Annotated in this window: 16 protein-coding genes and 1 riboswitch; of the genes, 4 read left to right on the top strand and 12 right to left on the bottom strand. The window is 69.8% G+C overall.

Going from position 1 to position 20,599, the window contains the following annotated elements:
• Positions 1–19 precede the first annotated feature (19 nt).
• Together Q7C18_RS09620 and Q7C18_RS09615 are read right to left on the bottom strand one after the other, a co-directional pair.
• Positions 20–2,644 carry an MMPL family transporter gene (locus Q7C18_RS09620; protein ID WP_070158602.1) on the bottom strand — a complete coding sequence of 875 codons (2,625 nt, stop codon included), beginning with the start codon at positions 2,642–2,644 and terminating at the stop codon, positions 20–22.
• 185 nt (positions 2,645–2,829) lie between these two features.
• Positions 2,830–3,441, bottom strand: coding sequence for a TetR/AcrR family transcriptional regulator (locus Q7C18_RS09615; RefSeq protein WP_311025206.1), 612 nt, complete (start codon positions 3,439–3,441; stop codon positions 2,830–2,832).
• A gap of 38 nt (positions 3,442–3,479) precedes the next feature.
• On the opposite strand from Q7C18_RS09615, the gene Q7C18_RS09610 reads away from it, so the two are divergent.
• Entirely contained in the window at positions 3,480–3,725 is a 246-nt protein-coding gene (locus Q7C18_RS09610; protein ID WP_311025204.1) for a hypothetical protein, read from the top strand.
• Positions 3,726–3,734: 9 nt separating this feature from the next.
• The gene (locus Q7C18_RS09605; RefSeq protein ID WP_311025203.1) at positions 3,735–5,354 is read left to right on the top strand and encodes an anthranilate synthase component I family protein; all 1,620 of its coding nucleotides are present in this window, start codon (positions 3,735–3,737) and stop codon (positions 5,352–5,354) included.
• A 106-nt stretch (positions 5,355–5,460) separates the two neighbouring features.
• Here the strand turns inward: Q7C18_RS09605 and Q7C18_RS09600 are convergent, their stop codons facing one another.
• Together Q7C18_RS09600 and cls are read right to left on the bottom strand one after the other, a co-directional pair.
• Entirely contained in the window at positions 5,461–6,306 is an 846-nt protein-coding gene (locus Q7C18_RS09600; protein ID WP_311025202.1) for a hypothetical protein, read from the bottom strand.
• Between the two features lie 132 nt (positions 6,307–6,438).
• Complete coding sequence (gene cls, locus Q7C18_RS09595) at positions 6,439–7,932, bottom strand: cardiolipin synthase (protein WP_311025201.1); 1,494 nt, start codon at positions 7,930–7,932, stop codon at positions 6,439–6,441.
• A gap of 115 nt (positions 7,933–8,047) precedes the next feature.
• Here cls and Q7C18_RS09590 point away from each other — a divergent pair, with 115 nt between their 5' ends.
• Complete coding sequence (locus Q7C18_RS09590; RefSeq protein WP_311025200.1) at positions 8,048–9,001, top strand: aminodeoxychorismate lyase; 954 nt, start codon at positions 8,048–8,050, stop codon at positions 8,999–9,001.
• Here the strand turns inward: Q7C18_RS09590 and Q7C18_RS09585 are convergent.
• Both Q7C18_RS09585 and Q7C18_RS09580 read right to left on the bottom strand, forming a co-directional pair.
• Positions 8,982–10,337, bottom strand: coding sequence for an LLM class flavin-dependent oxidoreductase (locus tag Q7C18_RS09585; protein ID WP_311025199.1), 1,356 nt, complete (start codon positions 10,335–10,337; stop codon positions 8,982–8,984). The genes Q7C18_RS09590 and Q7C18_RS09585 overlap by 20 nt on opposite strands.
• 2 nt (positions 10,338–10,339) lie before the next feature.
• The gene (locus Q7C18_RS09580) at positions 10,340–11,188 is read right to left on the bottom strand and encodes a 3-oxoacyl-ACP reductase (protein WP_311025198.1); all 849 of its coding nucleotides are present in this window, start codon (positions 11,186–11,188) and stop codon (positions 10,340–10,342) included.
• A 92-nt stretch (positions 11,189–11,280) separates the two neighbouring features.
• A riboswitch (TPP riboswitch) is annotated at positions 11,281–11,376 on the bottom strand.
• 92 nt (positions 11,377–11,468) lie between these two features.
• Between Q7C18_RS09580 and Q7C18_RS09575 the strand changes: the two genes are divergently transcribed.
• Complete coding sequence (locus tag Q7C18_RS09575) at positions 11,469–11,993, top strand: hypothetical protein (RefSeq protein WP_311025197.1); 525 nt, start codon at positions 11,469–11,471, stop codon at positions 11,991–11,993.
• A 136-nt stretch (positions 11,994–12,129) separates the two neighbouring features.
• On the opposite strand, the gene Q7C18_RS09570 is transcribed toward Q7C18_RS09575, so the two are convergent.
• From Q7C18_RS09570 to Q7C18_RS09545, 6 genes are all read right to left on the bottom strand, one after another.
• Positions 12,130–12,951, bottom strand: coding sequence for a carbon-nitrogen hydrolase family protein (locus tag Q7C18_RS09570; protein WP_311025196.1), 822 nt, complete (start codon positions 12,949–12,951; stop codon positions 12,130–12,132).
• Between the two features lie 38 nt (positions 12,952–12,989).
• Positions 12,990–13,574, bottom strand: a complete 585-nt coding sequence (locus Q7C18_RS09565) for a DinB family protein (protein WP_311025194.1) — start codon at positions 13,572–13,574, stop codon at positions 12,990–12,992.
• Between the two features lie 210 nt (positions 13,575–13,784).
• A complete protein-coding gene (locus Q7C18_RS09560; protein ID WP_311025192.1) occupies positions 13,785–15,665 on the bottom strand; it encodes an ABC transporter family substrate-binding protein in 1,881 nt (626 codons plus the stop codon).
• A gap of 136 nt (positions 15,666–15,801) precedes the next feature.
• The gene (locus Q7C18_RS09555) at positions 15,802–17,994 is read right to left on the bottom strand and encodes a dipeptide ABC transporter ATP-binding protein (protein WP_311025191.1); all 2,193 of its coding nucleotides are present in this window, start codon (positions 17,992–17,994) and stop codon (positions 15,802–15,804) included.
• Positions 17,991–18,935: an ABC transporter permease gene (locus tag Q7C18_RS09550; RefSeq protein WP_070160229.1), complete on the bottom strand. Its 945-nt coding sequence runs from the start codon at positions 18,933–18,935 to the stop codon at positions 17,991–17,993. Before Q7C18_RS09550 ends, Q7C18_RS09555 begins: the two co-directional genes overlap by 4 nt.
• Positions 18,936–18,938: 3 nt before the next feature.
• A complete protein-coding gene (locus tag Q7C18_RS09545; protein WP_311025190.1) occupies positions 18,939–19,934 on the bottom strand; it encodes an ABC transporter permease in 996 nt (331 codons plus the stop codon).
• Between the last annotated feature and the right edge of the window lie 665 nt (positions 19,935–20,599).

Raw genomic sequence — 20,599 nt, 5'->3', positions numbered from 1 at the left:
GATGCGTGGGGGCGGGACGTCAGCGCCCGGCGTCGGCGGTCTCCGGCACCCGCGAGGAGTCCTGCTCCGCAGCGTCGGCGGAACCGCCGGCGCCGCTCCACTCGTCCACCTCCAGGACCTGACGCTCCAGCGCAGAGCCCTCGACGTCGACATCGGGCAGGATCCGATCCAGCCACCTCGGCAGCCACCAGGCGGCGGGGCCGGCCAGGTGCAGCAGGGCCGGCACCAGCACCAGCCGGACCACGAAGGCGTCCAGCAGCACACCGAGCGCCAGGGCGAGGCCGATCGAGGTGACCATAGGCTCGTCGGTGAAGATGAACCCGGCGAACACCGAGCCCATGATGAGCGCGGCGGCGGTGACCACGGAGCGGCCGGCATGGAGCCCCTTGCGCACCGCCAGCCGGGCGGAGTCCCCGTGGGCGTAGGCCTCTCGCATCCCTGAGCCGGTGAACAGCTGATAGTCCATAGCCAGCCCGAACAGGATCCCGACCATGATGATCGGCAGGAAGGTCAGGATCGGCCCGGGCTCGGTGATGCCGAACAGGTCCCCCAGCCAACCCCATTGGAAGACGGCGACGACGCCGCCCAGCCCGGCCGCGAAGGACCCGACGAAGCCCAGCGTGGCCACCACCGGCAGCAGGATGGACCGGAAGACCATGATCATCAGCAGCAGGGAGAGTCCGACGACGACCACCAGGTACAGGGGCAGGGCGTCGGCGATGACCTCGGAGATGTCGATGTTCGCCGCCGTCATGCCGGCCACGGAGAGTTCGACGCCGTCGACGGCCTCACCGGTCAGGGCCTCGGGGCCACGCAGGTCGTGGACCAGCTGCTCCACGGACTCGGAGGCCGGCCCCTCGTCGGGGATGAGCTGGAGGACGGCGACGTCGTGGTCCTCGTTCAGCGCGGCGGGCACCACGGCGGCGACGTCGTCACGGGCGTCGAGCTCCTGGGCGACGCTGACCTGCAGGTCCTGGGCCTCCGATTCGCTGAGCCCCTCGGGGAGGTCCGCCACCAGCAGCAGCGGTCCGTTCTGCCCTGCGCCGAAGGCCTCCTCAGTGGCCTGGTAAGCCTGGTATGACGTGGAGTCCGCCGGGTCCGAGCTGGCGTCGGGCAGACCCAGGCGCAGCGAGAAGGTGGGGATGGCCAGCACGCAGAGCCCGATGATCGCCAGTGCGGCGAGCCCCAGGGCACGCGGAGTCTTCATCGGCTCGGTGATGCGACGGCCCTTCCGCAGGCCGATGTAGCGGCGTTCCCGGCGGGCGAGGATGCGGCGCCCGGCCAGCGACAGGGTCGCCGGGGTCATGGTCACGGCCATCAGGACGGCGATGAACACGCAGGCGGCGGCGATGGAGCCCATCAGCCCGAGGAATCCGATGCCGGTGACATTGAGCGCCAGCAGGGCGATGATCACCGTGGCCCCGGCGAAGACGACGGCGTTGCCCGCAGTGCCGTTGGCCAGCGCGATGGAGTCGCGCAGCTCCATGCCGTCCTTCATCTGGGTGCGGTGACGGTGCAGGATGAACAGGGCGTAGTCGATGCCGACGGCGAGACCGAGCATGAGCCCGAGGATGGGGGTCACGCTCATCATGTCCACGAAGCCGGACAGGGACATGGCTCCGGCCACTCCGATCCCCACCCCGACCAGGGCGTTGAGCAGTGGCAGCCCGGCACCGATGAGGGTGCCGAGCATGACCAGCAGCACGGCGGCGGCGATCATCAGTCCGATCGCCTCGGCGGTGCTGAACAGGTGAGGCATCTCGAAGTTCAGCTCGCTGGAGGGCAGGATCTCGACACCGTCGATGTGCGCTTCGGCGAGCGTGTCCGAGACCAGGGTGAGGCTGTCGGTGCCGACGGCCTGCAGCTCCTCCGGGAATGTGACGGTCAGGATGGCGACGTCGTCGTCGGATGAGACGGTCTGCACCGCCTCAGTCAGCTCGAGCATCTGCTCGCCGCGCTCCAGCTCGGCCTCCCCGTCGGCGAGCTCGGCCTCTCCGGAGGCGATCTCCTCGCGGGCGTCGTCCAGCTCGGCGCGAGTGTCGTCGAGCTGGGTCTGCTGGGCGTCCAGCTGGGCCTGCTGGGCGTCGAGCTCCTCCTGGGCGGCCTCGTAGTAGCCGCCGGCCTGGGCCTCGGCGACGGCGGCGTCCAGCTGCTCCTGGGCATCGTCGAGCTGATCCTGACCGGCGTCGAGCTGCTCCTCTCCCGACTCCAGCTCCTCCGTGCCGGAGTCGAGCTCCTCACGACCGGCGTCGAGCTCCTCCCGGGCGTCCCGGAGCTCCGCCTCACCGTCGGCGCGCTCAGCGGCGGCCACGAAGGGATCGGTGACGCCGTCCACCGGCTCGAGCGCCTCGAGCTCCTCGCTGAGTGCGGCGACCTCCTCGATCTGCTCGTCGGTGAACGGCGCGCCGTCCTCGGTCTGGAGCACGGCGATCGCGCTGCCGCCGCCGACGTCGGGGATCTCCTCGGCGAGCCGGTCGGCCACCCTGGTGGTCTCGAGGTCGGGGAGGGTGATCTGGTCGGTCAGCTGGCCGCCGAAGGACAGGAAGGAGGTCACGGCGATCGCCAGCACCGCGAACCAGGCGGCGATGACCGTCTTGGCGCGTCGGGCGGCGAAGAGACCGAGCCGGTGGAGGAGTCTTGCCATGGGTGGGTTCCGTCTCCGTCGAGGGATGGGCGAAGGGGACGACGCGGGTGACACGCGTCAGCCCCTCCAGAATAAACGGAACGAGTCGTCTCATAAATGCCCAGAGGGCACAGAGAGGCCATCCGTGAGGAGAATCACAGCATGAGGGCGCAGACGACGGCTCCCGCCGATCCGCCGCACGCGGCTCAGTGGGCCCAGGCCCCGTCGAGGACGATGTCGACCAGCGAATGGGCCCACGAGTCCTGCGGGCGGCCGCTGGTGATGAGGCGCAGCACCAGCGGGCTCGCCAGTGCCGCGGCCGCCGCACTGGGCTCCAGATCAGCCCGCAGGCGCCCCGCGTCGCGCTCGGCCCGCAGGCGGTCCGCCACCGGGGACTCCTCCCAGATCTGCGACGCGGCCAGGAGGCTGTCCGTCTCCGCCCCTCCGGTGACCAGGGCTGAGATGAGGCTGCGCGCCATCGAGCGGTGTCCCTCGGTGAAGGTCTCGTCCAGGGTCTCGCTCACCCAGGCCAGCAGGTCGGCGCGCAGATCTCCGGTCTCGGGGACCGGAGAGAAGTCCAGACGCAGGTGCCCGGTCAGCACGGCTTCCAGCACGACGCCGGCTTTGTTGGTCCACCACCGATAGATGGTCTGCTTGCCCACGCCGGCCTCGGCGGCGATGCGCTCCACGGTGACATCGTCGTATTCGTACTCCCCGCAGGTCAGCAGCCGGGCCGTGGCGGTGAGCACCGCCTGGTGGGACGCGGCGCTGCGGGGCCGGCCGCGGCGAGTCTCGGCGGAAACGGGGTCCTCTGTCACGCCCGTCATCGTATCGGGTGGCCAGTAGACTGGTGACCATGCCCGCCGACCCCTCGCGCCGCCGTTCCGGCCAGCCGCCAGAGCGGACCGTCCAGACCAGCCGCCTGTCCTGGTTCACCGTGATCGCGGGCTTCTGCATCGCGGCCACCGGCGCCTATTTCCTGTGGATCGGACACAGCGCCACGTGGCTGTCCGTGGTGCAGATCGCCATCGGCATCTGGATGCTCTACGACGGCGGCCACCACCTGCTGCGGCGTCGTCGGCTCCTCGGCAGGGACGACTGACACGCTCCCATGGTCCAGTCCCACCCCGCCGAGGTCGTCGTCCCGCCGGCGGTGCACCGGCACCGGCTTCCCGCTCCTCCGCCCGGACAGCAGCCGCCCGAGGATGCGGCGATCCTGCTCTTCGCCCTCCTCGCCGCCGCCCGGCCCGATGCGCCGGCGGCCCTGCTCGACTCCAGCGACCACGCCCGCACCGCCGCGCCGGCGCGCAGCCGACGCAGCATCCTCGCGTTCTCCTGCGGCGAGCACGCCCTGGAGGTGCGGCATCGCGACGGCGTCACCGTGGAGCACCGGCCCGGTTCCGCCCTGGCGCCCTGGCGACGGCACGACGGCGGATTCTTCCGGTGGCTGCGCCAGGCCTGGCCGCACACGGGCGCGGCGACACACCCCGAGGACCTCGCAGAGGACCACCCTGACGACCCCCCGGAGCCGTTCCAGCTCGGCTGGGTCGGCTGGTTGGGCTACGAACTGCGCCGAGAGGTCGGCTCCCCGGACCTGCAGCAGCAGGCTCCCCGCGCGGCGCGGCCCGCCGCCGACGACGCCCACCTCTTCCGCGCCACGCATGCGGTGGTGCTGGATCACGCCGCGGGCCAGGTGGAGGTGCAGTCCCTGGGCGAGGACCCGGCCTGGCTGCGCGAAGCGGCGCTGGCCTGGGACGAGGTGTTGGCCGCCGGGCCCGACTCCCCCGCATCGCAGCCGACGGCGCCGGAGGCTGAGCCCCCACAGATCCAGGAGCTGCGCGTCCGGGACGGCCGCGAGGACTACCTGGCGATGATCGCGCGGGCGCAGCGGGAGATCTACGAGGGCAACACCTACGAGGTGTGCCTGACCACGGCGGTGACCGCACGTGCCCCTGCGGATCAGCTGGACGCACTCTCCCTGTTCCGGCGGCTGCGGGCCGCCAACCGGGCGCCGTTCACCCAGCTGCTGCAGCTCGGCGGTGCGGGCGGTGCGGGCGGTGCGGGCGGTGCGGGCGCGGTGGATGTCCTGTCCACCTCTCCGGAGCGCTACCTGAGCATCGACGTCGCCGGCACGGTGCGCTCGGAGCCCATCAAGGGCACCCGAGCCCGCAGCGCGGATCCCCAAGCCGACGAGCGGCTGCGCCAGGAGCTGGCCGCGCATCCGAAGGACCGGGCGGAGAACGTCATGATCACCGACCTGGTGCGCAACGATCTCTCCATCCACGCGGTGCCGGGGACGCTGCGCACGGAGCGTCTCTGTGCCGTGGAGTCCTATCCGACCGTCCATCAGATGGTCTCCACCGTCAGCGCGCGCATCAGCCCGGAGGTGCCGCGTGCCGACGTCGTCGCCGCGGCCTTCCCACCCGGATCCATGACCGGCGCCCCGAAGATCTCCACCATGGACATCCTGCAGCGCCTGGAGACCGGGCCGCGGGGCCCCTACTCCGGTGTAGCGGGCTACTTCAGCACCACCGGGGCCGCGGACCTCTCGGTGCTGATCCGCACGCTGGTCATCGCCCCGGGGCGCCCGGAGGAGGATGAGGCGCTCCTGCACCTGGGGCTGGGAGGCGCGATCGTCGCGGACTCCGACCCGGCCGACGAGTGGGACGAGGTCGTCACGAAGTCTGCCGGAGTGCTGGGCGCCCTCGGAGTCGAGTTCCCCTCGCGGTGAGGGGCACGCGCGCCGCTCCCGCCCCCCCCCCCCGCAGATTCCTGCGCCCCGTGAAGATGGCAGGGGCTCAGGAATCTGGACGGGGCGAGCCCAACTGGAGGCGGGCTCAGCGGCCGAGCCGGGCGTCGATCTTGGCGGCCTGAGCCGTCAGGACGTCCTCGAAGGTGGCGGCGTCCACGTTGACCGCGCTGATCATCAGCAGGTTGCGGCCCATGTCGCGGGTGGCGGAGTACCCGTCCATCTCGACGACGTCGGAGCCGTTCTCCACGCCCATCTCCATGGTGAGCCCGCGGAATCCTGCGGCGGCGAACGCGGAGAAGTCGATGGTGTCGGCCCCGTCCTCCAGACGACGGCCCTCGCAGGCGTCGAGCACGTCATCCCAGAGGGGCTCGGTGTCCACGGCCTCCGCGTAGCTGAGCATCCACAGGTAGAGGCGCTCCTCCCCGGTCTCCGTCGCGCGGGAGGCCTGCCGGATCAGTCCGTCCTGGGGGTCCTGGCCCACCAGGCGCTCGTTGATCCCGTCCATCTGCCGGGTGCACTCCTCATCGCCGAAGCCGGTGACGTAGGTGTCCCCGGTGACGCCGATGTGCTGGTGGAAGTACTCTGCCCCGGACTCCTCCACGTAGGTGTCGGGCTCGAAGGGAAGCTCGTCCTCCTCCAGCAGCAGCTCGCGGAACTCATCCTCGCTGAGGGCATCCAGCCGGGCCGCGGCCTCGTCGTCGACGTCGCTCTCGCTCATCCCCGCGGAGGCGTCCTCTGCCGTATCCTCACCGTCGTCGTGCTCGGCATCCTCGGCGGAGGAGACGGCGGCATAGGTGTCCCGTGCTTCGGAACCCTCCCCGTCCGAGCCGCAGCCGCTGAGCCCGAGCACGGCCGCCAGGAGAGCCGAGGGCATGGCGATGCGCCGTGCACCGGCCGCCGACGTCGTCGGTGGCGTGCGATCTCGGATCATCGCCCCTCCATTGGTGGCCTCACCTGGATGAATGTCTGGTGTGCGAGCGCTTTCCAGCTTAGAGCATCTGCTCAGCTGAGCACGGACAGCCTCTGAGGGTACCTCATGTGTCCAGGCGCCCGTGAGGACACGTCACTGCAGGGCCGCGGTGAGGCGGAAGACATTGTCCAAGTAGCGCACGTGCCAGGGCCGCTGCCTCCAGTCCTCGAGGTGCAGCTCGCTGGAGATCGCCATGTAGGAGGCGAAGACCTCCTCCACCTCACGGACCTTCTGCTCGTCGACCACCATGAGGGTCACCTCCAGGTTCAGCGAGAAGGACCGCATGTCCATGTTGGAGGAGCCGATGACCATCACGTCGTCGTCGATGATCATGAACTTGGCGTGCAGCACATCCGGGTCCGGGTAGCGGAAGATCCGCACCCCGGCGTTGAGCAGCGCCTCATAGTAGGACTGCTGGGCGTGCTGGACGGTGAACTGGTCGGCCTTCTTGGAGACCAGCAGAATGACCTCGACGTCACGGTGGGCGGCGTTGGTGACCGCGTAGAGCAGGGAGTCGTCCGGCACCAGGTACGGGGTGCAGATCACCAGCCGTTCGGTGGCCTGGTAGATGAGGTCGTTGAACAGCCGCAGGTTGTTCTCGTCGGGGAACCCCGGGCCGGAGGGCACCACCTGGGCCAGAGAACCTCCGACGGCGGCCTCGTCGGCCTCTGGGTCCACCAGCAGGTGCTCGCCGAGGTTCTCTCCGGTCTCGGCATACCAGTCGGAGGCGAAGACGATGTCCAGCCCCGTCACGGCGGGGCCGGTCATCACCGCGTTGAGCTCCACCCACTCCCGACCCATCCGTGCGGCAGACGGGCGCTGGTAATGGGGCTCGATGAGGTTGGTGGAGCCGGTGAGGGCGTGCCTGCCGTCGACGACGACGATCTTGCGGTGGTTCCGCAGGTCCAGTCGGGAGAACCGGCGGCGCAGCGGGCGGATGGGCAGCACCCGGTGCCACTCGATGCTGGACCGCTTCAGTCGGCGCTTCAGCCGCCGATATCCCTTCACCCGCAGGGTGCCCAGATGGTCATAGAGGAAGCGAACCTGCACGCCGCGGGCGGAGGCGCGTTCGAGGGCGTCCAGGACGGGGCCGGCGTACTCGGGATCGTCACCGACGATGTAGAACAGCACGTGCACATAGTCCTCGGCCTCGTCGATGGCCTGGACCATCCAGTCGAAGGAGGCCTTGTAGTCCGAGATCAGCTCGATCCGGTTGCCCTCCTGCAGCGGGAAGGCGCCGAGCTTCCTGTTCAGGGCCGCCGTGGCGCCGAGCTGCTCGTCCTTGTCCCGCAGCTGGTCGGAGAGGTCCATATGACTGGTGGCCTCCAGCAGGGCCGCGTTGATGCTGCGCTGGCGCTCCTGTCGGCGCGCCGAGAGCTTGTTGCGGCCGATCATCAGGAACAGGGGCAGGGCCACGACGGGGATGAAGAAGATCGCCAGCAGCCACGCCATGGCGGTGTTGGGGCGCCTGTTGTCCGGGATGATGCCGAGCACGGCCAGGCGCACACCGACCTCGAAGATGAGGATGATGAGCACGATCCATTGCGGCAGCCCCTCGATCCCCAGGCCGCTCAGTGGCCACAGCATCGCTCGTCCCGCCCTGTCTGTTGCGTCCCTCCGCCCTGATCAGGGCGCCGTCCAGCTCACCATCCTACGGTGTCAGATGTTCTCCTCCACCCGCCAGACCCCTATGCTGAGGGGCATGGCTGAGCACTTCCACGAGGACTCCGTCGCCGCCGTCGCCGTGCGGATCGACGTCGAGCACCCTGAAGGTCTGGTCTTCGACCCGCACCAGCCCCAGCTGCGGGTCACGGACCTGGGCGCCGTGCGCGGCGACGGCGTCTTCGAGACCATGTATGCGGAGGCCGGACGGATCCGCAAGCTGGAGGCGCATCTGGAGCGCCTGGCCCGGTCGGCCGACATCCTGGACATCGGCCTCCCGCCGGCGGCCAGCTGGCGAGCCGCCGTCGAGCTGGGCCTCGAGGAGTACCGCACCCGCGGCGCCCTGCCCGAGGAGCTGACCATCAAGCTGGTGGCCACCCGTGGCGTGGAGGGCGAACCCGCCTCTGACGATCCCGCCTTCGCCGGCACCTACTGGGCGCTGCTGACCCCGGTGACCGACGCGATGCGCGCCACCCGCGGGAAGCCGGTGGCGGTGACGCTGCTGGACCGCGGCTACGACTCGACGGCGGCGGAGCGCGCCCCCTGGCTGCTGCTGGGAGCCAAGTCCCTCAGCTACGCGGTGAACATGGCCTCCCTGCGCTGGGCGAAGGACCACGGCTTCGACGACGTCATCTACACCACCTCCGACGGCCAGGTCCTGGAAGGCCCGACCTCCACGGTGCTGATCGTCACCCGCGGCGCGGACGGAGCCCGCCGCCTCATCACCCCGGTGCTGGAGACCGGGATCCTCCCCGGCACCACCCAGGGCGCGATCTTCGCCGCCGCCGAGAAGGCCGGTTGGGATCTCGGCTATGGGCCGCTGACGCCGCAGGACCTGCTCGACGCCGACCACGTCTTCCTGGCCTCCTCCGTGCGGCTGGTCTCGCCGATCGCTCGTCTCGACGACGCCGAGCTGGCCGTCGACGACGAGCTGACCGCGGAGCTGATCGACCTGCTGGCCGAGGACCTGCCGGTCAGCCACCCGCTGGACTGAACGCCGCAGCCGGTACGGCTGTGCTCCGTTCGGGCACGGCCAGCCCCAGGTGGTCTCGCAGCGTAGTACCGATGTAGTCGGTGCGGAACCGTCCGCGACGCTGCAGCTCCGGGACCACATGGTCCACGAAGTCCTCGAGGCTCCCCGGCAGGGCCGGCGGCATGAGGTTGAAGCCGTCGGCGGCGCCCGAGTCCACCCAGTGTTCGATCTCATCGGCGATCGACTCCGGCGTGCCCACCATGGTGCAGTGCCCTCCCCCGGCGGCCAGCCGGCCCAGCAGCTGCCGGACAGTGGGCCGCTCGGTGGCGATGATCCGCAGGATCGTCGCGTAGCGGCCCTGCGGCCCGGTGAACTCCTCCAACGGGGGCAGCTCCGGCACGGGCGCGTGGAGCTCCCAGTCCGAGGTGTCCTGGCCGACGAACACGCTGAGCTGGCGCAGTGAGGCCTCGGTGGGCAGCAGTGCATCCAATGCGGCCTGCTGGGCGCGGGCCTCCGCCATGGTGGAGCCCACATAGGTGACCAGTCCGGGCATGATCGCCGTGCCCTGGGGGTCGCGGCCTGCGGCGGCGAGCCGGCGTCGGATGTCAGTGCTGTACTCACGCGCGGCCTCGGCGTCATAGGCGACCGCGTAGATCGCCTCCGCATGGCGGGAGGCCAGGTCTCGACCCTGGTCCGAAGCCCCGGCCTGGAAGAGCACCGGCCGGCCCTGCGGCGGCCGCGGGACGTTGAGCGGCCCGGCCACCTGAAAGTGCTCTCCCTGATGATCGATGGGAGTGATCAGGCCGCCGTCGGCGTATCGCCCGTCTCGATCGTGGAGCAGGGACTCCTGCGGCCAGGAGTCCCAGAGCCGAGTGACGGCGTCGATGAACTCCTCAGCCCGTCCGTAGCGTTCGGCATGAGCGGGCATGGACGGATAGGAGTGGTTCTGCGCCTCGGCGTCGAACATGGAGGTCACCACGTTCCAGCCGATGCGCCCGCCGCTGATGTGGTCCAGGCTGGCCAGCAGCCGGGCGGCGTGGAACGGGGTCCAGAAGGTCGAAGACACGGTGCTGACCAGCCCGATCCGCTCGGTGTGCTGACTCATCGCCGACAGCAGCGTCAGCGGCTCCAGGAACCAGGTGGGCCCGTCCTCGACGGCGCCGATGCCCAGCGAGTGGCCGTCGGCGAAGAACACGGCGTCGAGCTTTCCGCGCTCGGCGAGGCGTGCCAGCTCGATGTAGTGCTCGACGTCGCCGAGCCGCTCCACCGCAGAGTCCGGTGCGCGCCAGGCGGCCTTGTGGTGCCCGACGCCGAAGAGGAACAGGTTCAGCTTGACCTCCGGTGCGACCGCTCCCATGCTCAGCCCTTCACCAGCCCGCCGTCGACGATCAGATTCTGCCCCGTCACCCCGCGCGACCACGGGGAGGCGAAGAACAGGGCGGCGTCAGCCAGCTGCTCCGGGATGGTGACCTTGCGCAGCGGGGTGCCCGCGGCGATGGCGTCGAAGACCTCCTCCGGGGTGGCGGCGGAGGCGTCGGTGGTGCGCAGCAGCCCACCGGAGACCATGTTGACGGTGATGCCGTCGGGGCCGAGGTCGTCGGCGAAGGTGCGGGTCAGCGAGAGCAGCGCAGCCTTGGCCGCGGTGTAGTCGTGGTACGGCACCACCGGGTGCTGGAAGAGGTTGGTGCCGATGGTGATGACCCTGCCCTGGCCGACCTCGCGCATCCCGGGCAGGGCCGCCTGGATGAGGTTCAGCGGGCCGGTCACCGAACCGGCGAACTGCGCCTCGAACTCCTCGGCGGTGATCTCGTGGGCCTTGGAGCGGGCATCGCCGGTGAAGGCGAAGTCCACCAGAGCGTTGTTCACCACCGTGGTCACCGGTCGTCCGAAGTGCTCGCGCGCGGTGCTGATCAAGCTGCGGACCTGCTCCGCGTCGCGGACGTCGGCCTGCACCGCGAGCGCCTGCTCGGGGTGGGCGGCGGCGATCTCGTCGGCGGCGGACTGCGAGGAGTGGTAGTTGACCACCACGCGGGCGCCTTCGCGCAGGAACGCGGCGGTCAGGGCCGCGCCCAGGCCGCGGGCGCCGCCGGTGACGACGACGACCTGCTCGCTCAGGGGCAGGGCGCCGTCGTGGGGGCCGGCGGCGGATTCGGTGGTGGACGCGGTGCTGGTGGGTGCGGCGTCGTTGAGTGCCGTGTCGGTGCTCATGGTTGCCTCTCGTCTCGAGGCGAAGGCGGCCCGCGGGCGATGCGCACTGGACACCGATGGAGGTCACCGGGTCTGGCGCCGTGCGGATCAGCGCCGCACATGCCGGACAATCCCTTCGCCAGTGCTAACTGGATCAGGTTCGACGGGTGTCATCTCAGCCGCAGTGCGCGGCACCCCGTGTCACAGCCTTCATCTCATCACATGGCGGGCGTCACAGCCAGTCGGTGTGCGGCTGACCCGCCTGAGGTACGGTGAGAGAGATCTGACCTGGAGTTTTGCCATGCCCACGCCACACACCGCTCTCCAGCTCGCCTGGCGGAGCGCCGCCTACCCCGCCGCCCTCGTCAGTGCGATCGGAGCTTTGTGGGTGCTCGCGAGCGTCCTGACGGACCTCGACGCCACCGGGGCGGGCTTCGCGGGAGCGATCGGCTGGGTGCCGGTGCTCATCACCGCGCCGACGGTCGTCGCGGCGGTCGCGGGCATGGTCCTGACGCTGCTGCTGTTCCCGGCGCTGCGCCGGGCCGCCCCTGGCCGCGCCGCGGGGACGGCCGGTGTCGCCTCCGCGGCGGCGGCCGGGCTGGCCCGCGCCGTCGTCGTCTCCTTGAAGGTCACGATCGCGCTCGCCGGGCTGGCCGCCGTCGTCGGGCTCCTGGCTGGGCCCGCACTGGAGATGACGCGACTTCAGGGCGCCTGGATGGTGCCCTGGCTGGTGACCAGCCTGTCCTTCCCGTTGGTGACGTTCGTGGCCTGGGCACGCCTTCTGCTCCAGAGCAGGGGCAGGACTTCGGCTCCTCCACGGCCCTGACCCCTCGCACTGTCCCCCCCCTTTCAGGGACGCATCGCCTTCGTGAAGCGGGGCGCGCCAGCTGACGCCCTCACCCCTGGAGGGGGGACAGGGATGCCGCGAGCCGGCTCAGGGCAGGAGCACAGGGCAGGAACCCTCAGCCCTGCGGGATCTCCCGGGCGTTGGCCAGCACCGGCAGCTTCTCCCGGGCGGCGGCCACGACGTCGGCGTCGAGGTCGGCGACCAGCAGCTCCGGGGCCTCGCCGGCCTCGGCGAGCACCTCCCCGGTGGGCGAGACGATCATGGAGCGCCCCACCCCGGTGGGCGCCCCCTCCACCGCCTCGACCCCGGCCGCTGCGGGCAGGCCCTGACCGCACGCGATCACGTACTGGGTGGAGTCCAGCGCCCGGGCGCGGGCCAGCAGCCGCCACTGGTCCACCTTCCCGGGTCCGGCACCCCAGGACGCCGGCAGGATGGTGGCCAGCGCTCCGGCCCGGGCGTGGGCGGTGAACAGGCTCGGGAATCGGATGTCGTAACAGGTCGCCAGGCCGAGGAGCTCACCGTCGAGAGTGAACCGCGCCGGCTCCTCACCGGGGGCCACGGTCTTGGACTCCTGGAAGCCGAAGGCGTCATAGAGATGGATCTTGTCGTAGGTGGCCAGCACGCCCTCGCCGTCCACCGCCAGCAGCGTATTGGTCACCCGCGCGCGGCCCTGCTCCCCCGGCTCTGCCGGGGTGAACATGCCGGCGACGATCGCTGTCCCGTGATGCCGTGCGATGTCACGCAGCCGAGCGCCCCAGGGGCCGTCCACGGGCTCGGCGACGGAGGTCAGCGTGTGCCCGAAGGCCCGCTGGACGGCTTCGGGGAAGACCACCAGCTCGGCGCCGGCCTCCGAGGCCCGGCCCGCCCACTCGTCGACGAGCTCCAGGTTCTGCCGCGGGTCCTCACCGGTGACGATCTGTGCTGCTGCGATACGCATGACACCAGCCTACGCGTCGATCCGGAGCCGACTCCGCCTCAGAGGAACTCATCGGCGAGACGCTGCAGGTCCTCCACATGCGTGTGCCAGTCGGAGAGCTCCGCCTCCGGCATGTTGTCGTTCCCAGGCCGCATGCCCACCGCCCCGTCGAGGAGCTCACGCAGGATGTCTGCATGGCCGGCGTGCCGGGCGGTCTCCACGATGAGATGGACCACCAGCCGCCCGAGGGTCGTGCGGCCGTTCTCACCCCACCAGGGCACCTGGGCAGGCGCGTCCAGGCCCAGGTCGGCGACGGCGTCGTCGGTGGTCCGCCACGCCGTCCGGTAGAAGTCCAGCACCCAGTCCCGGCTCTCCTCCTCCATGGCGAAGAGGTCCGCGTTGAACGCGGCGCCGTCCTCCAGCCACGGCATCGGCACCGGGCTGGGGCGCCCCAGTGGGGCCGTGAAGTACCCCATCTCCATGCTGGCTACATGTTTGACCAGGCCCAGCAGGTTCGTCCCGGTGGGGGTCAGGGGGCGGCGGGCATCATGCTCCGTCACGCCGTCGAGCTTCCAGATCATCGCCTCGCGCAGCCCGTGCAGGTACCGCAGGAGCATCTCCGCCTCAGCGTCCACATCACTCATGGCGGCACTGTAGGAGATGACGGGCCCGGGGAACAGGCTCCCCGGCCGCCGACCCAGACATCTCTGACCCGCCCCTCGCCGAGCCGAAGATCACCGACCCGTCGACACAAGATCGCGGACGGCCGGGATGGATCACTCGCACCTGTCCACCCCGACCGCCCGCGACCGGTCTTCATGCCGACGACGGCCCGTCACCCGGGCCGTGCGGGATCACTCCTCGTCGGAGTCCTCCGCGTCAGTGTCCTCCGCGTCAGTGTCCTCCGCCTCGGTGTCCTCCTCGTCGGTGTCCTCGAGCTCCTCGGCGTCCACACCGGTGTCAGTGCCGTCGTGGCCGGCGTCGGACTCCCAGCCGACCAGCGTCCAGTCGCGGGTCTCGAACAGGCTCGGCCCGTAGTTCGCCAGACCCTCACGGAAGGCCGTGATCACGGGCCCGTTCGAGTACGCCAGGTAGTGGAAGTAGGTGCTCAGCGCCTCCTGCTCGATGGCATGGGCCTCGGCGAACCGCTCGTCGTCGTCCTCGATGCCGAAGAGCTCGCTGATCCGCTCGTCCAGCTCCTCGTCTCCCAGGCCGGTCAGGTTGCCGTCCCCAGTGGAGTAGAACTGGTTCGGGGCGCTGGTCGGGTCAGCCCCGGCCTTGCCGTAGCACATGTTGACCAGCCCGAAGTCGCGGTTGCCCACGACCTCGCCGAACTGCCCGGAGCCCTGGTTGTTGATGTCCAGGTTGATGCCGACCCCGGCCGCCATGGACTGGGCGGCCTGGGTCATCGCCTGGTTGATCGGGTCATCGCCGAAGGTGTTGAACACCACCCGCAGCTCCTCGCCGTCCCGGCTGCGGTACTCGTCCCCCTCATCCTCGAAGACCCAGCCGGCCTCCTCCAGGACGTCGGCCGCACCCTCCGGGTCGTCGTCCTCCACGGGGTAGCCGTCCTCATACCGGTCATCGAACGGCATCATCAACCAAGATCCAGGGGTGTCCTCCTCCCAGTTGATGCCCTCGAACTGGATCGCCGCCAGCTGCTCCCGGTCCAGGACCCGGAAGATCGCCTCACGCACGGCGACGTCGTCGAGGGTGGTGGCATCCCCGTTCAGCACGAACCCACAGGTCGCCATGCGCTGACCTCGGCGGATGTCATACCCCTCGTCCGACCACTCCGTCAGCTCCTCATAGCGAGGACGGGTGGCGATTCCGACGGCGTCGATCTCCCCGTTCTGGAACGCGGGGATGGTCGCGCTGGTCTCATAGGCGGCGAAGTTCAGCCGCTCCAGCACCGGCTCCTCGCCCCACCAGTTCTCGTTGGGGACCAGGGAGATCACATTCGCGGCCACGTCCATGACATCCACGGTGAAGGGACCGGCCCGGTACTCGGGCCGCACATCGTTGACGAAGCCGTCGTTGAACTCCTCCGGGGTGTCCACGTCAGGGTGGATGATGGGGCTGTCACCGGTGCTCCCCGCGTTGAAGATGCTCTGCCAGGGCTGGTACATCTCCGCCATGGTGATGGTGAAGTGCCATTCGTCCTCGCCCTGCTCGATGCTCTCGATCTGGTCGTAGGCCGTCGTGGACACCAGGTCATAGCCCTCTTCGGCTCCCGAGCGGATCGCCACGGTGTGCTCGTAGGTCTCGAAGTCGATGGGCGTGCCGTCGTTCCAGACGGCCTCCGGGTTCAGCTCATAGTGCAGGAGCTGGGTGCCGTCGTCGGTGATCTCCTGCTCTGCCGAGAGGAAGTAGTCCTCGTTGAGGACGTAGTCGCCCTCCGGGTCCAGCCTCCAGGCGCTGGCGGTGTGCACCGCGCTGAGGATCTGCCGGGTGTCCTGCGCGTTGCCCGCATTGGTCAGGCCGTTGAAGTTGGGCCCGAGGTGGCCGATGGGCAGAGTCAGCTGACCGCCGTCCTGCAGGTCCGCCGGGTCCTGGGCGTTGATGTCGTAGACCTCCGCGAGGTCCCCGCTCAGACCGGCCTGCTCGGGTCCCCCACCCCCGCTCCCGCCGCCGTCGCCGTTGCCGCAGGCCGACAGGGCCAGCGCTCCGGCCGCCAGGACGGCCATCGGCAGCGCGGCTCGGCGCCGCGGGATCCTCGTCTTCCGGTGCTGCATAGGTGCTCTCCTCCTGTGCGATGATGCGGATGCCCACCTCCGCTGGTGGGTGCCCGCCGACGCCGCTGCGCCGGGTCGGGCACCATGACCGGCCAGGCGGGCTTCTCCTGGGCCGGATGCTCTGATGCGGACGCGCTCAGTTCACGGCCGCCTCCCGGGTGCTCAGCAGGTCCGCAGGATGATGGCAGGCGACGCGCTGATCGACGTCGTCCTCCCCGGCCAGCGGCTCCAGCACCGGCTCCACCTCCTGGCAGGACCTCCGCTTCTCCTCCGGCAGGAGGCGATACAGCGGACAGCGGGGCCGGAAGCTGCACCCGTCGGGCACATTCGTCGGCGAGGGGAGGTCCCCCTCCAGCACCAGGTGCGTCCGGGTGGACTCCACCTCCGGGTCCGGCACGGGGATGGCCGAGAGCAGCGCCTGGGTGTACGGGTGCCGCGGGCGCTCATAGATCTGCTCCACGTCACCGACCTCCACGAAGCGGCCCAGGTACATGACCGCCACCCGGTCCGAGATATGCCGGACCACCGAGAGATCGTGGGCGACCATCACATAGGAGAGTCCCAGCTCCGACTTCAGCCGCTGCAGCAGGTTCACCACCCCCGCCTGGATGGAGACGTCCAGGGCGGAGACGGGCTCGTCGAGCACGATCACCTTCGGGTCCAGCGCCAGGGCGCGCGCGATGCCGATGCGCTGCCGCTGCCCTCCGGAGAACGCGTTGGGGAACCGGTCCAGGTGGTCCGGCTGCAGCCCGACGATGCCGATGAGCTCCATGACCCGCCGGGAGATGCGATCGGCCTCCCAGCCCTGCGCCTGCATGGGCTCCGCCAGCAGCTCGAAGACCGTCTGCCGCGGCGAGAGCGCCCCGGTGGGGTCCTGGAACACCATCTGGATGCCCGCCCGCAGCTCCTTCGGCGCCCGGTGCCGCTTCTTCGAGCCGGCCACCGTGGTGCCGTTGACGTGCAGCGTCGAACCCTCCGGCGGGTCCAGCTCCATGATCTCTAGCAACGTGGTGCTCTTGCCGGACCCGGACTCGCCCACGATGGAGAAGCACTCCGCCTCACGGACGTCGAAGCTGACGTCATCGACCGCCTGCACCACGCCCAGGCGGCGCTTCAGCAGCCGGGAGCGCAGCTCGAACCGGCGGCTCAGATGCTCGACCTGCAGCACGGTCTCCCGACTCTCGCGCGGGGTCAGCTCGATCGCGGAGGGCTGAACACGTTCGACGCCGTAGACCTCCCGCGGGTCCGAGCGCAGCGCCTCCTCCAGCCGCAGGCAGGCCGCGCTGTGCGGCGCCACCTGAGGCAGCGCCGCCCCGTCACCTGACGAGGAGTCGTCACGGGCCGAGGCTCCTGGTACGGGGCGCAGCACCGGCTCCTCCTGGCGGCACTGTTCGGCCGCCATCGGACAGCGCGGAGCGAACGGGCAGCCGAGCGGCGGCTGCGTCAGATTCGGCGGCTGGCCTGGGATCGTGGCCAGCGCGTGCTCCGGGGAGACGTCCAGCCGAGGCACCGCCGCGATGAGGCCCATCGTGTATGGCATGGATGGTTGGGCGAAGACCTCCCGGGTGGTGCCACGCTCCACCGGCCGACCGGCGTACATGACCACCAGGTGGTCGGCGAGGCCGGCGACCACGCCGAGATCGTGGGTGATCATGACGATCGCCGCCCCGGTCTCCCGCTGGGCCACCTTCAGCAGCTCCAGGACCTGCGCCTGCACGGTGACGTCCAGGGCGGTGGTCGGCTCGTCGCAGATGATGACCTTCGGGTCGTTGGCCATCGCCATGGCGATCATGACGCGTTGACGCATGCCGCCGGAGAACTCATGGGGGAAGTTCTTCAGCCGTTCCTCAGGCGAGGGGATGCCCACCTTGGTCAGCAGCTCGGCGGCGCGGTCCTCCTTCTGCTGCCGAGTCATCTCCGGATGGTGGTTGCCGATGGCGTCGGTGATCTGCTGGCCGATGGACAGCACGGGGGTCAGCGAGCTCAGCGGGTCCTGGAACACCATGGAGATGGTGTTCCCCCGGTGCCGGCTCATCTGCTTGTCGCTGAGCCCGAGCACGGACTCTCCGGCGAGCACGACCTCTCCGTCCACACGGGCGGACTCGGGCAGCAGACCCATGATGGCCATCGAGGTCACGGACTTCCCCGAACCGGACTCCCCCACGATGCCCAGGACCTCCCCGGCACGCAGGTCGAAGTCCACGCCCCGGACCGCATGCACGGTGCCGGACTCCGAAGGGAAGCGCACGTTGAGGTCCCGCACGGAGAGGACCACCTCCGGGCCCCCGGCGGTCTGCCGCCGGTCTGTCACTGCTGGCGTGGTGCTCATACTCGGGCTCGACCTCCTGCTCGCGACTCCGGATCGAGGGCGTCCCGCAGTCCGTCGTTGATCAGCATCAGCGCCACGACGATCAGCCCGAAGGCGATGACCGGCGCCCAGAACATCCACGGCTGCTGGCCGAAGACATAGCTGCGGGCCTGGTAGATGAGCAGACCCAGCGAGGTCTCCGGCACGCTGACCCCGATGCCCAGGAAGGACAGGGAGATCTCCGCGAGGATCGCACCCCAGATGCTGGTGGTCGCGTTGATGATCGCCAGGGAGGCCAGGTTCGGGGTCAGGTGCCGCCACACGATGCGCAACGGGTGCACCCCCATGAAACGTGCCGCCTTCACGAACTCACGGTCCACGAAGGACAGGGACATCCCCCGGATGAGACGCGCTGAGGCCATCCAGCCGAAGAAGACCATGATGAACGCCAACGTCACGGGCCCGCCGTCGCGCCCGGTCATGATGATGCCGATCAGGATGATCTGCGGAAACATGATCAGCGCCTCGATGAACCACATCAGGGTGCGGTCCACCCACTTGCCGAAGTACGCCATCGCACAGCCGGCCAGCAGGGACATCAGCGGCGTCAGGATGCCGACGACCAGCCCGATCATCAGGGAGGTGCGGGTGCCCTGCGCCAGCAGCGCCACCATGTCGATGCCGGCCGAGTTCGTCCCCAGCCAGTGCTCGGCGCTCGGCCCCGTCCCCAGGTTCAGGAAGTCCTGCTCCGTGTAGTGCCACGGGGTGAGCAGATGCCCGAAGAGCGCAAACGCACCCAGCAGAGCCAGCAGCGCCACGCCGACGAGGGCCAGCCGGTTGCGCACGAACCGCCGGGCGATGAGCCGCTTCTTGCCCATCGGCTTGAACTCCACCGGCTGCTCCGGCAGCTCGTCCGCGGCGGCGCGCGAGTTCTCCACGGCGCTGATCGGGGTGATGGACATGGGTCACAGCCTCACTCTCGGGTCGACCAGGGAGGTGAAGAAGTCGGCCAGCATCGCGCCGATGGCGAAGATGATGCACCCGTAGAAGACGATCGCCACCGAGGCGTTGACGTCATGGGCGTGCAGGGCCCGCAGTCCCCAGGAGCCCAGCCCGTCCCAGTTGAAGACCATCTCGGCCATCACGGTTCCGGTGAACAGCGCGGGAATGGTGAAGGCGATGGACTGCGCCGTCGGGACGAAGGACACGCGCAGCGCATGCTTCCGGATCGCCTGACTGCGGGTCAGCCCCGTGGCGCGAGCCGTGCGGACGAAGTCTGCGTTGACGAAGTCCAGCAGGTACTGGCGCTGGGAGATCTGCATGGAGGCCCAGCCGAAGAGCGTCATCGCCACGGTGGGCACCGTGTAGTGGGCCGCCATGTCCACGAACTGGTTCCAGGCCCCCTCGACGCCGATGCTGCGGAACCCGGTGACGTAGAAGATCTGCTGGCCGGCGGCCTCGTTGACCCAGATCGCCCCCCGCTGGACCAGCAGGTAGGCCACCGGCACCGGCACGATCATCGTGAAGTAGGAGTACCAGGTGCTGGCCCGGTCCCCGAACCGGTACTGCCGGGCCGCCGCGTAGACGCCGAGCAGGATTCCGATGACCATGGTCAGCACCGTGGCGACCAACGTCAGCTGGGTGGAGATCCACACCCGGATGGCGAACTCGTCGTTGACGTAGCCGCCGTTGGGAGTCCGGCCCCAGTCCCACTGGGTGAGGATTCCGGTCAGCCACACCCAGTACCGCTGGAGCGCGTTCTGGTCCGGATCAAGATCCAGCCGCCGCAGCGAGTCCTGGACGTTCGCCCGGCTGACCTCAGGATCCACCCCGCCGCCCATGATGTCCGCGAGCTGGGCCTCGGGATTGAAGAAGCTGACGGCCATGAGATAGGCCAGCGAGGTCACCGCGAAGGTCATCACGGCGTAGCGGACGGCCCGCAGAGCCAGGAACTTCAGCATCCCGCCTCCTCGACGCCTCGCGGACGGCTCCCCTGACGCGACCGCACCTCGGGAGTCGGACGCGCCGTGGTCCGCTGGACGACGCTGATCGGGATTCTCACGGACGGTTTCCTCACGTGGCTCGGCACGGCCCCGGCGGGGCGTGACGCCGTCCGCGCAGTCCGCTCCATCTGGAGGCCGTCCGGCACGATGCGGCCTCGGGCGAAGGCGTCTCTGGCCTCGGCGGAGAGGCCCCTTCCGGGGCTGAAGCCGCGTTCGGCCCGTCAGGTGACTGGCCGATCAGTCCGGTGGCGCCTTCCTCAATCATGGTGCGAGCAGCTCGAGCGGCGCAGCTGGTGTCTGTTGCAGGTGGCAACACTCTACGTCGAGAATCGAGCCCGCTGAAGAGGGTGGATGAAACTGATGCGCATGAGCATCTGGTCATCTTCAGGTCACACGGGACTCCGCCGGCGAGTCACCTCGCCAACCCCTGACGCAGGGCCCATCTGCCCTGCCTCCTGACAGCGAGAGGAGGATCTGCAACACATCTTTCGCAATTCCGCGCGAATCCGGGGATGCCTCCTGCCGAAGACCTCGCGCCGAACCGCTCCCCGACGATGAGGTGAGCCCGGCCACATCGCCGTCGACGAGTTGGTGGCCCTGAGCCGCCAGAACGCCCCCACACG

The organism is Nesterenkonia sp. CL21 (assembly GCF_031705515.1).
GTDB classification, from domain to species: Bacteria; Actinomycetota; Actinomycetes; order Actinomycetales; family Micrococcaceae; genus Nesterenkonia; species Nesterenkonia aethiopica.
Note: the sequence above shows the minus strand (reverse complement) of the source record. Positions and strands in the feature narration are given on the sequence as shown.

Bases quoted from the DNA above. Each gene is read 5' to 3' on its own strand.
- Q7C18_RS09620 (WP_070158602.1), bottom strand. From the start codon at position 2,644: ATGGCAAGACTCCTCCACCGGCTCGGTCTCTTCGCCGCCCGACGCGCC.
- Q7C18_RS09605 (WP_311025203.1), top strand. From the start codon at position 3,735: ATGGTCCAGTCCCACCCCGCCGAGGTCGTCGTCCCGCCGGCGGTGCAC.
- Q7C18_RS09545 (WP_311025190.1), bottom strand. From the start codon at position 19,934: ATGCTGAAGTTCCTGGCTCTGCGGGCCGTCCGCTACGCCGTGATGACC.
- Q7C18_RS09610 (WP_311025204.1), top strand. From the start codon at position 3,480: ATGCCCGCCGACCCCTCGCGCCGCCGTTCCGGCCAGCCGCCAGAGCGG.
- cls (WP_311025201.1), bottom strand. From the start codon at position 7,932: ATGCTGTGGCCACTGAGCGGCCTGGGGATCGAGGGGCTGCCGCAATGG.
- Q7C18_RS09575 (WP_311025197.1), top strand. From the start codon at position 11,469: ATGCCCACGCCACACACCGCTCTCCAGCTCGCCTGGCGGAGCGCCGCC.
- Q7C18_RS09585 (WP_311025199.1), bottom strand. From the start codon at position 10,337: ATGGGAGCGGTCGCACCGGAGGTCAAGCTGAACCTGTTCCTCTTCGGC.
- Q7C18_RS09600 (WP_311025202.1), bottom strand. From the start codon at position 6,306: ATGATCCGAGATCGCACGCCACCGACGACGTCGGCGGCCGGTGCACGG.
- Q7C18_RS09570 (WP_311025196.1), bottom strand. From the start codon at position 12,951: ATGCGTATCGCAGCAGCACAGATCGTCACCGGTGAGGACCCGCGGCAG.
- Q7C18_RS09560 (WP_311025192.1), bottom strand. From the start codon at position 15,665: ATGCAGCACCGGAAGACGAGGATCCCGCGGCGCCGAGCCGCGCTGCCG.
- Q7C18_RS09590 (WP_311025200.1), top strand. From the start codon at position 8,048: ATGGCTGAGCACTTCCACGAGGACTCCGTCGCCGCCGTCGCCGTGCGG.
- Q7C18_RS09580 (WP_311025198.1), bottom strand. From the start codon at position 11,188: ATGAGCACCGACACGGCACTCAACGACGCCGCACCCACCAGCACCGCG.
- Q7C18_RS09555 (WP_311025191.1), bottom strand. From the start codon at position 17,994: ATGAGCACCACGCCAGCAGTGACAGACCGGCGGCAGACCGCCGGGGGC.
- Q7C18_RS09565 (WP_311025194.1), bottom strand. From the start codon at position 13,574: ATGAGTGATGTGGACGCTGAGGCGGAGATGCTCCTGCGGTACCTGCAC.
- Q7C18_RS09550 (WP_070160229.1), bottom strand. From the start codon at position 18,935: ATGTCCATCACCCCGATCAGCGCCGTGGAGAACTCGCGCGCCGCCGCG.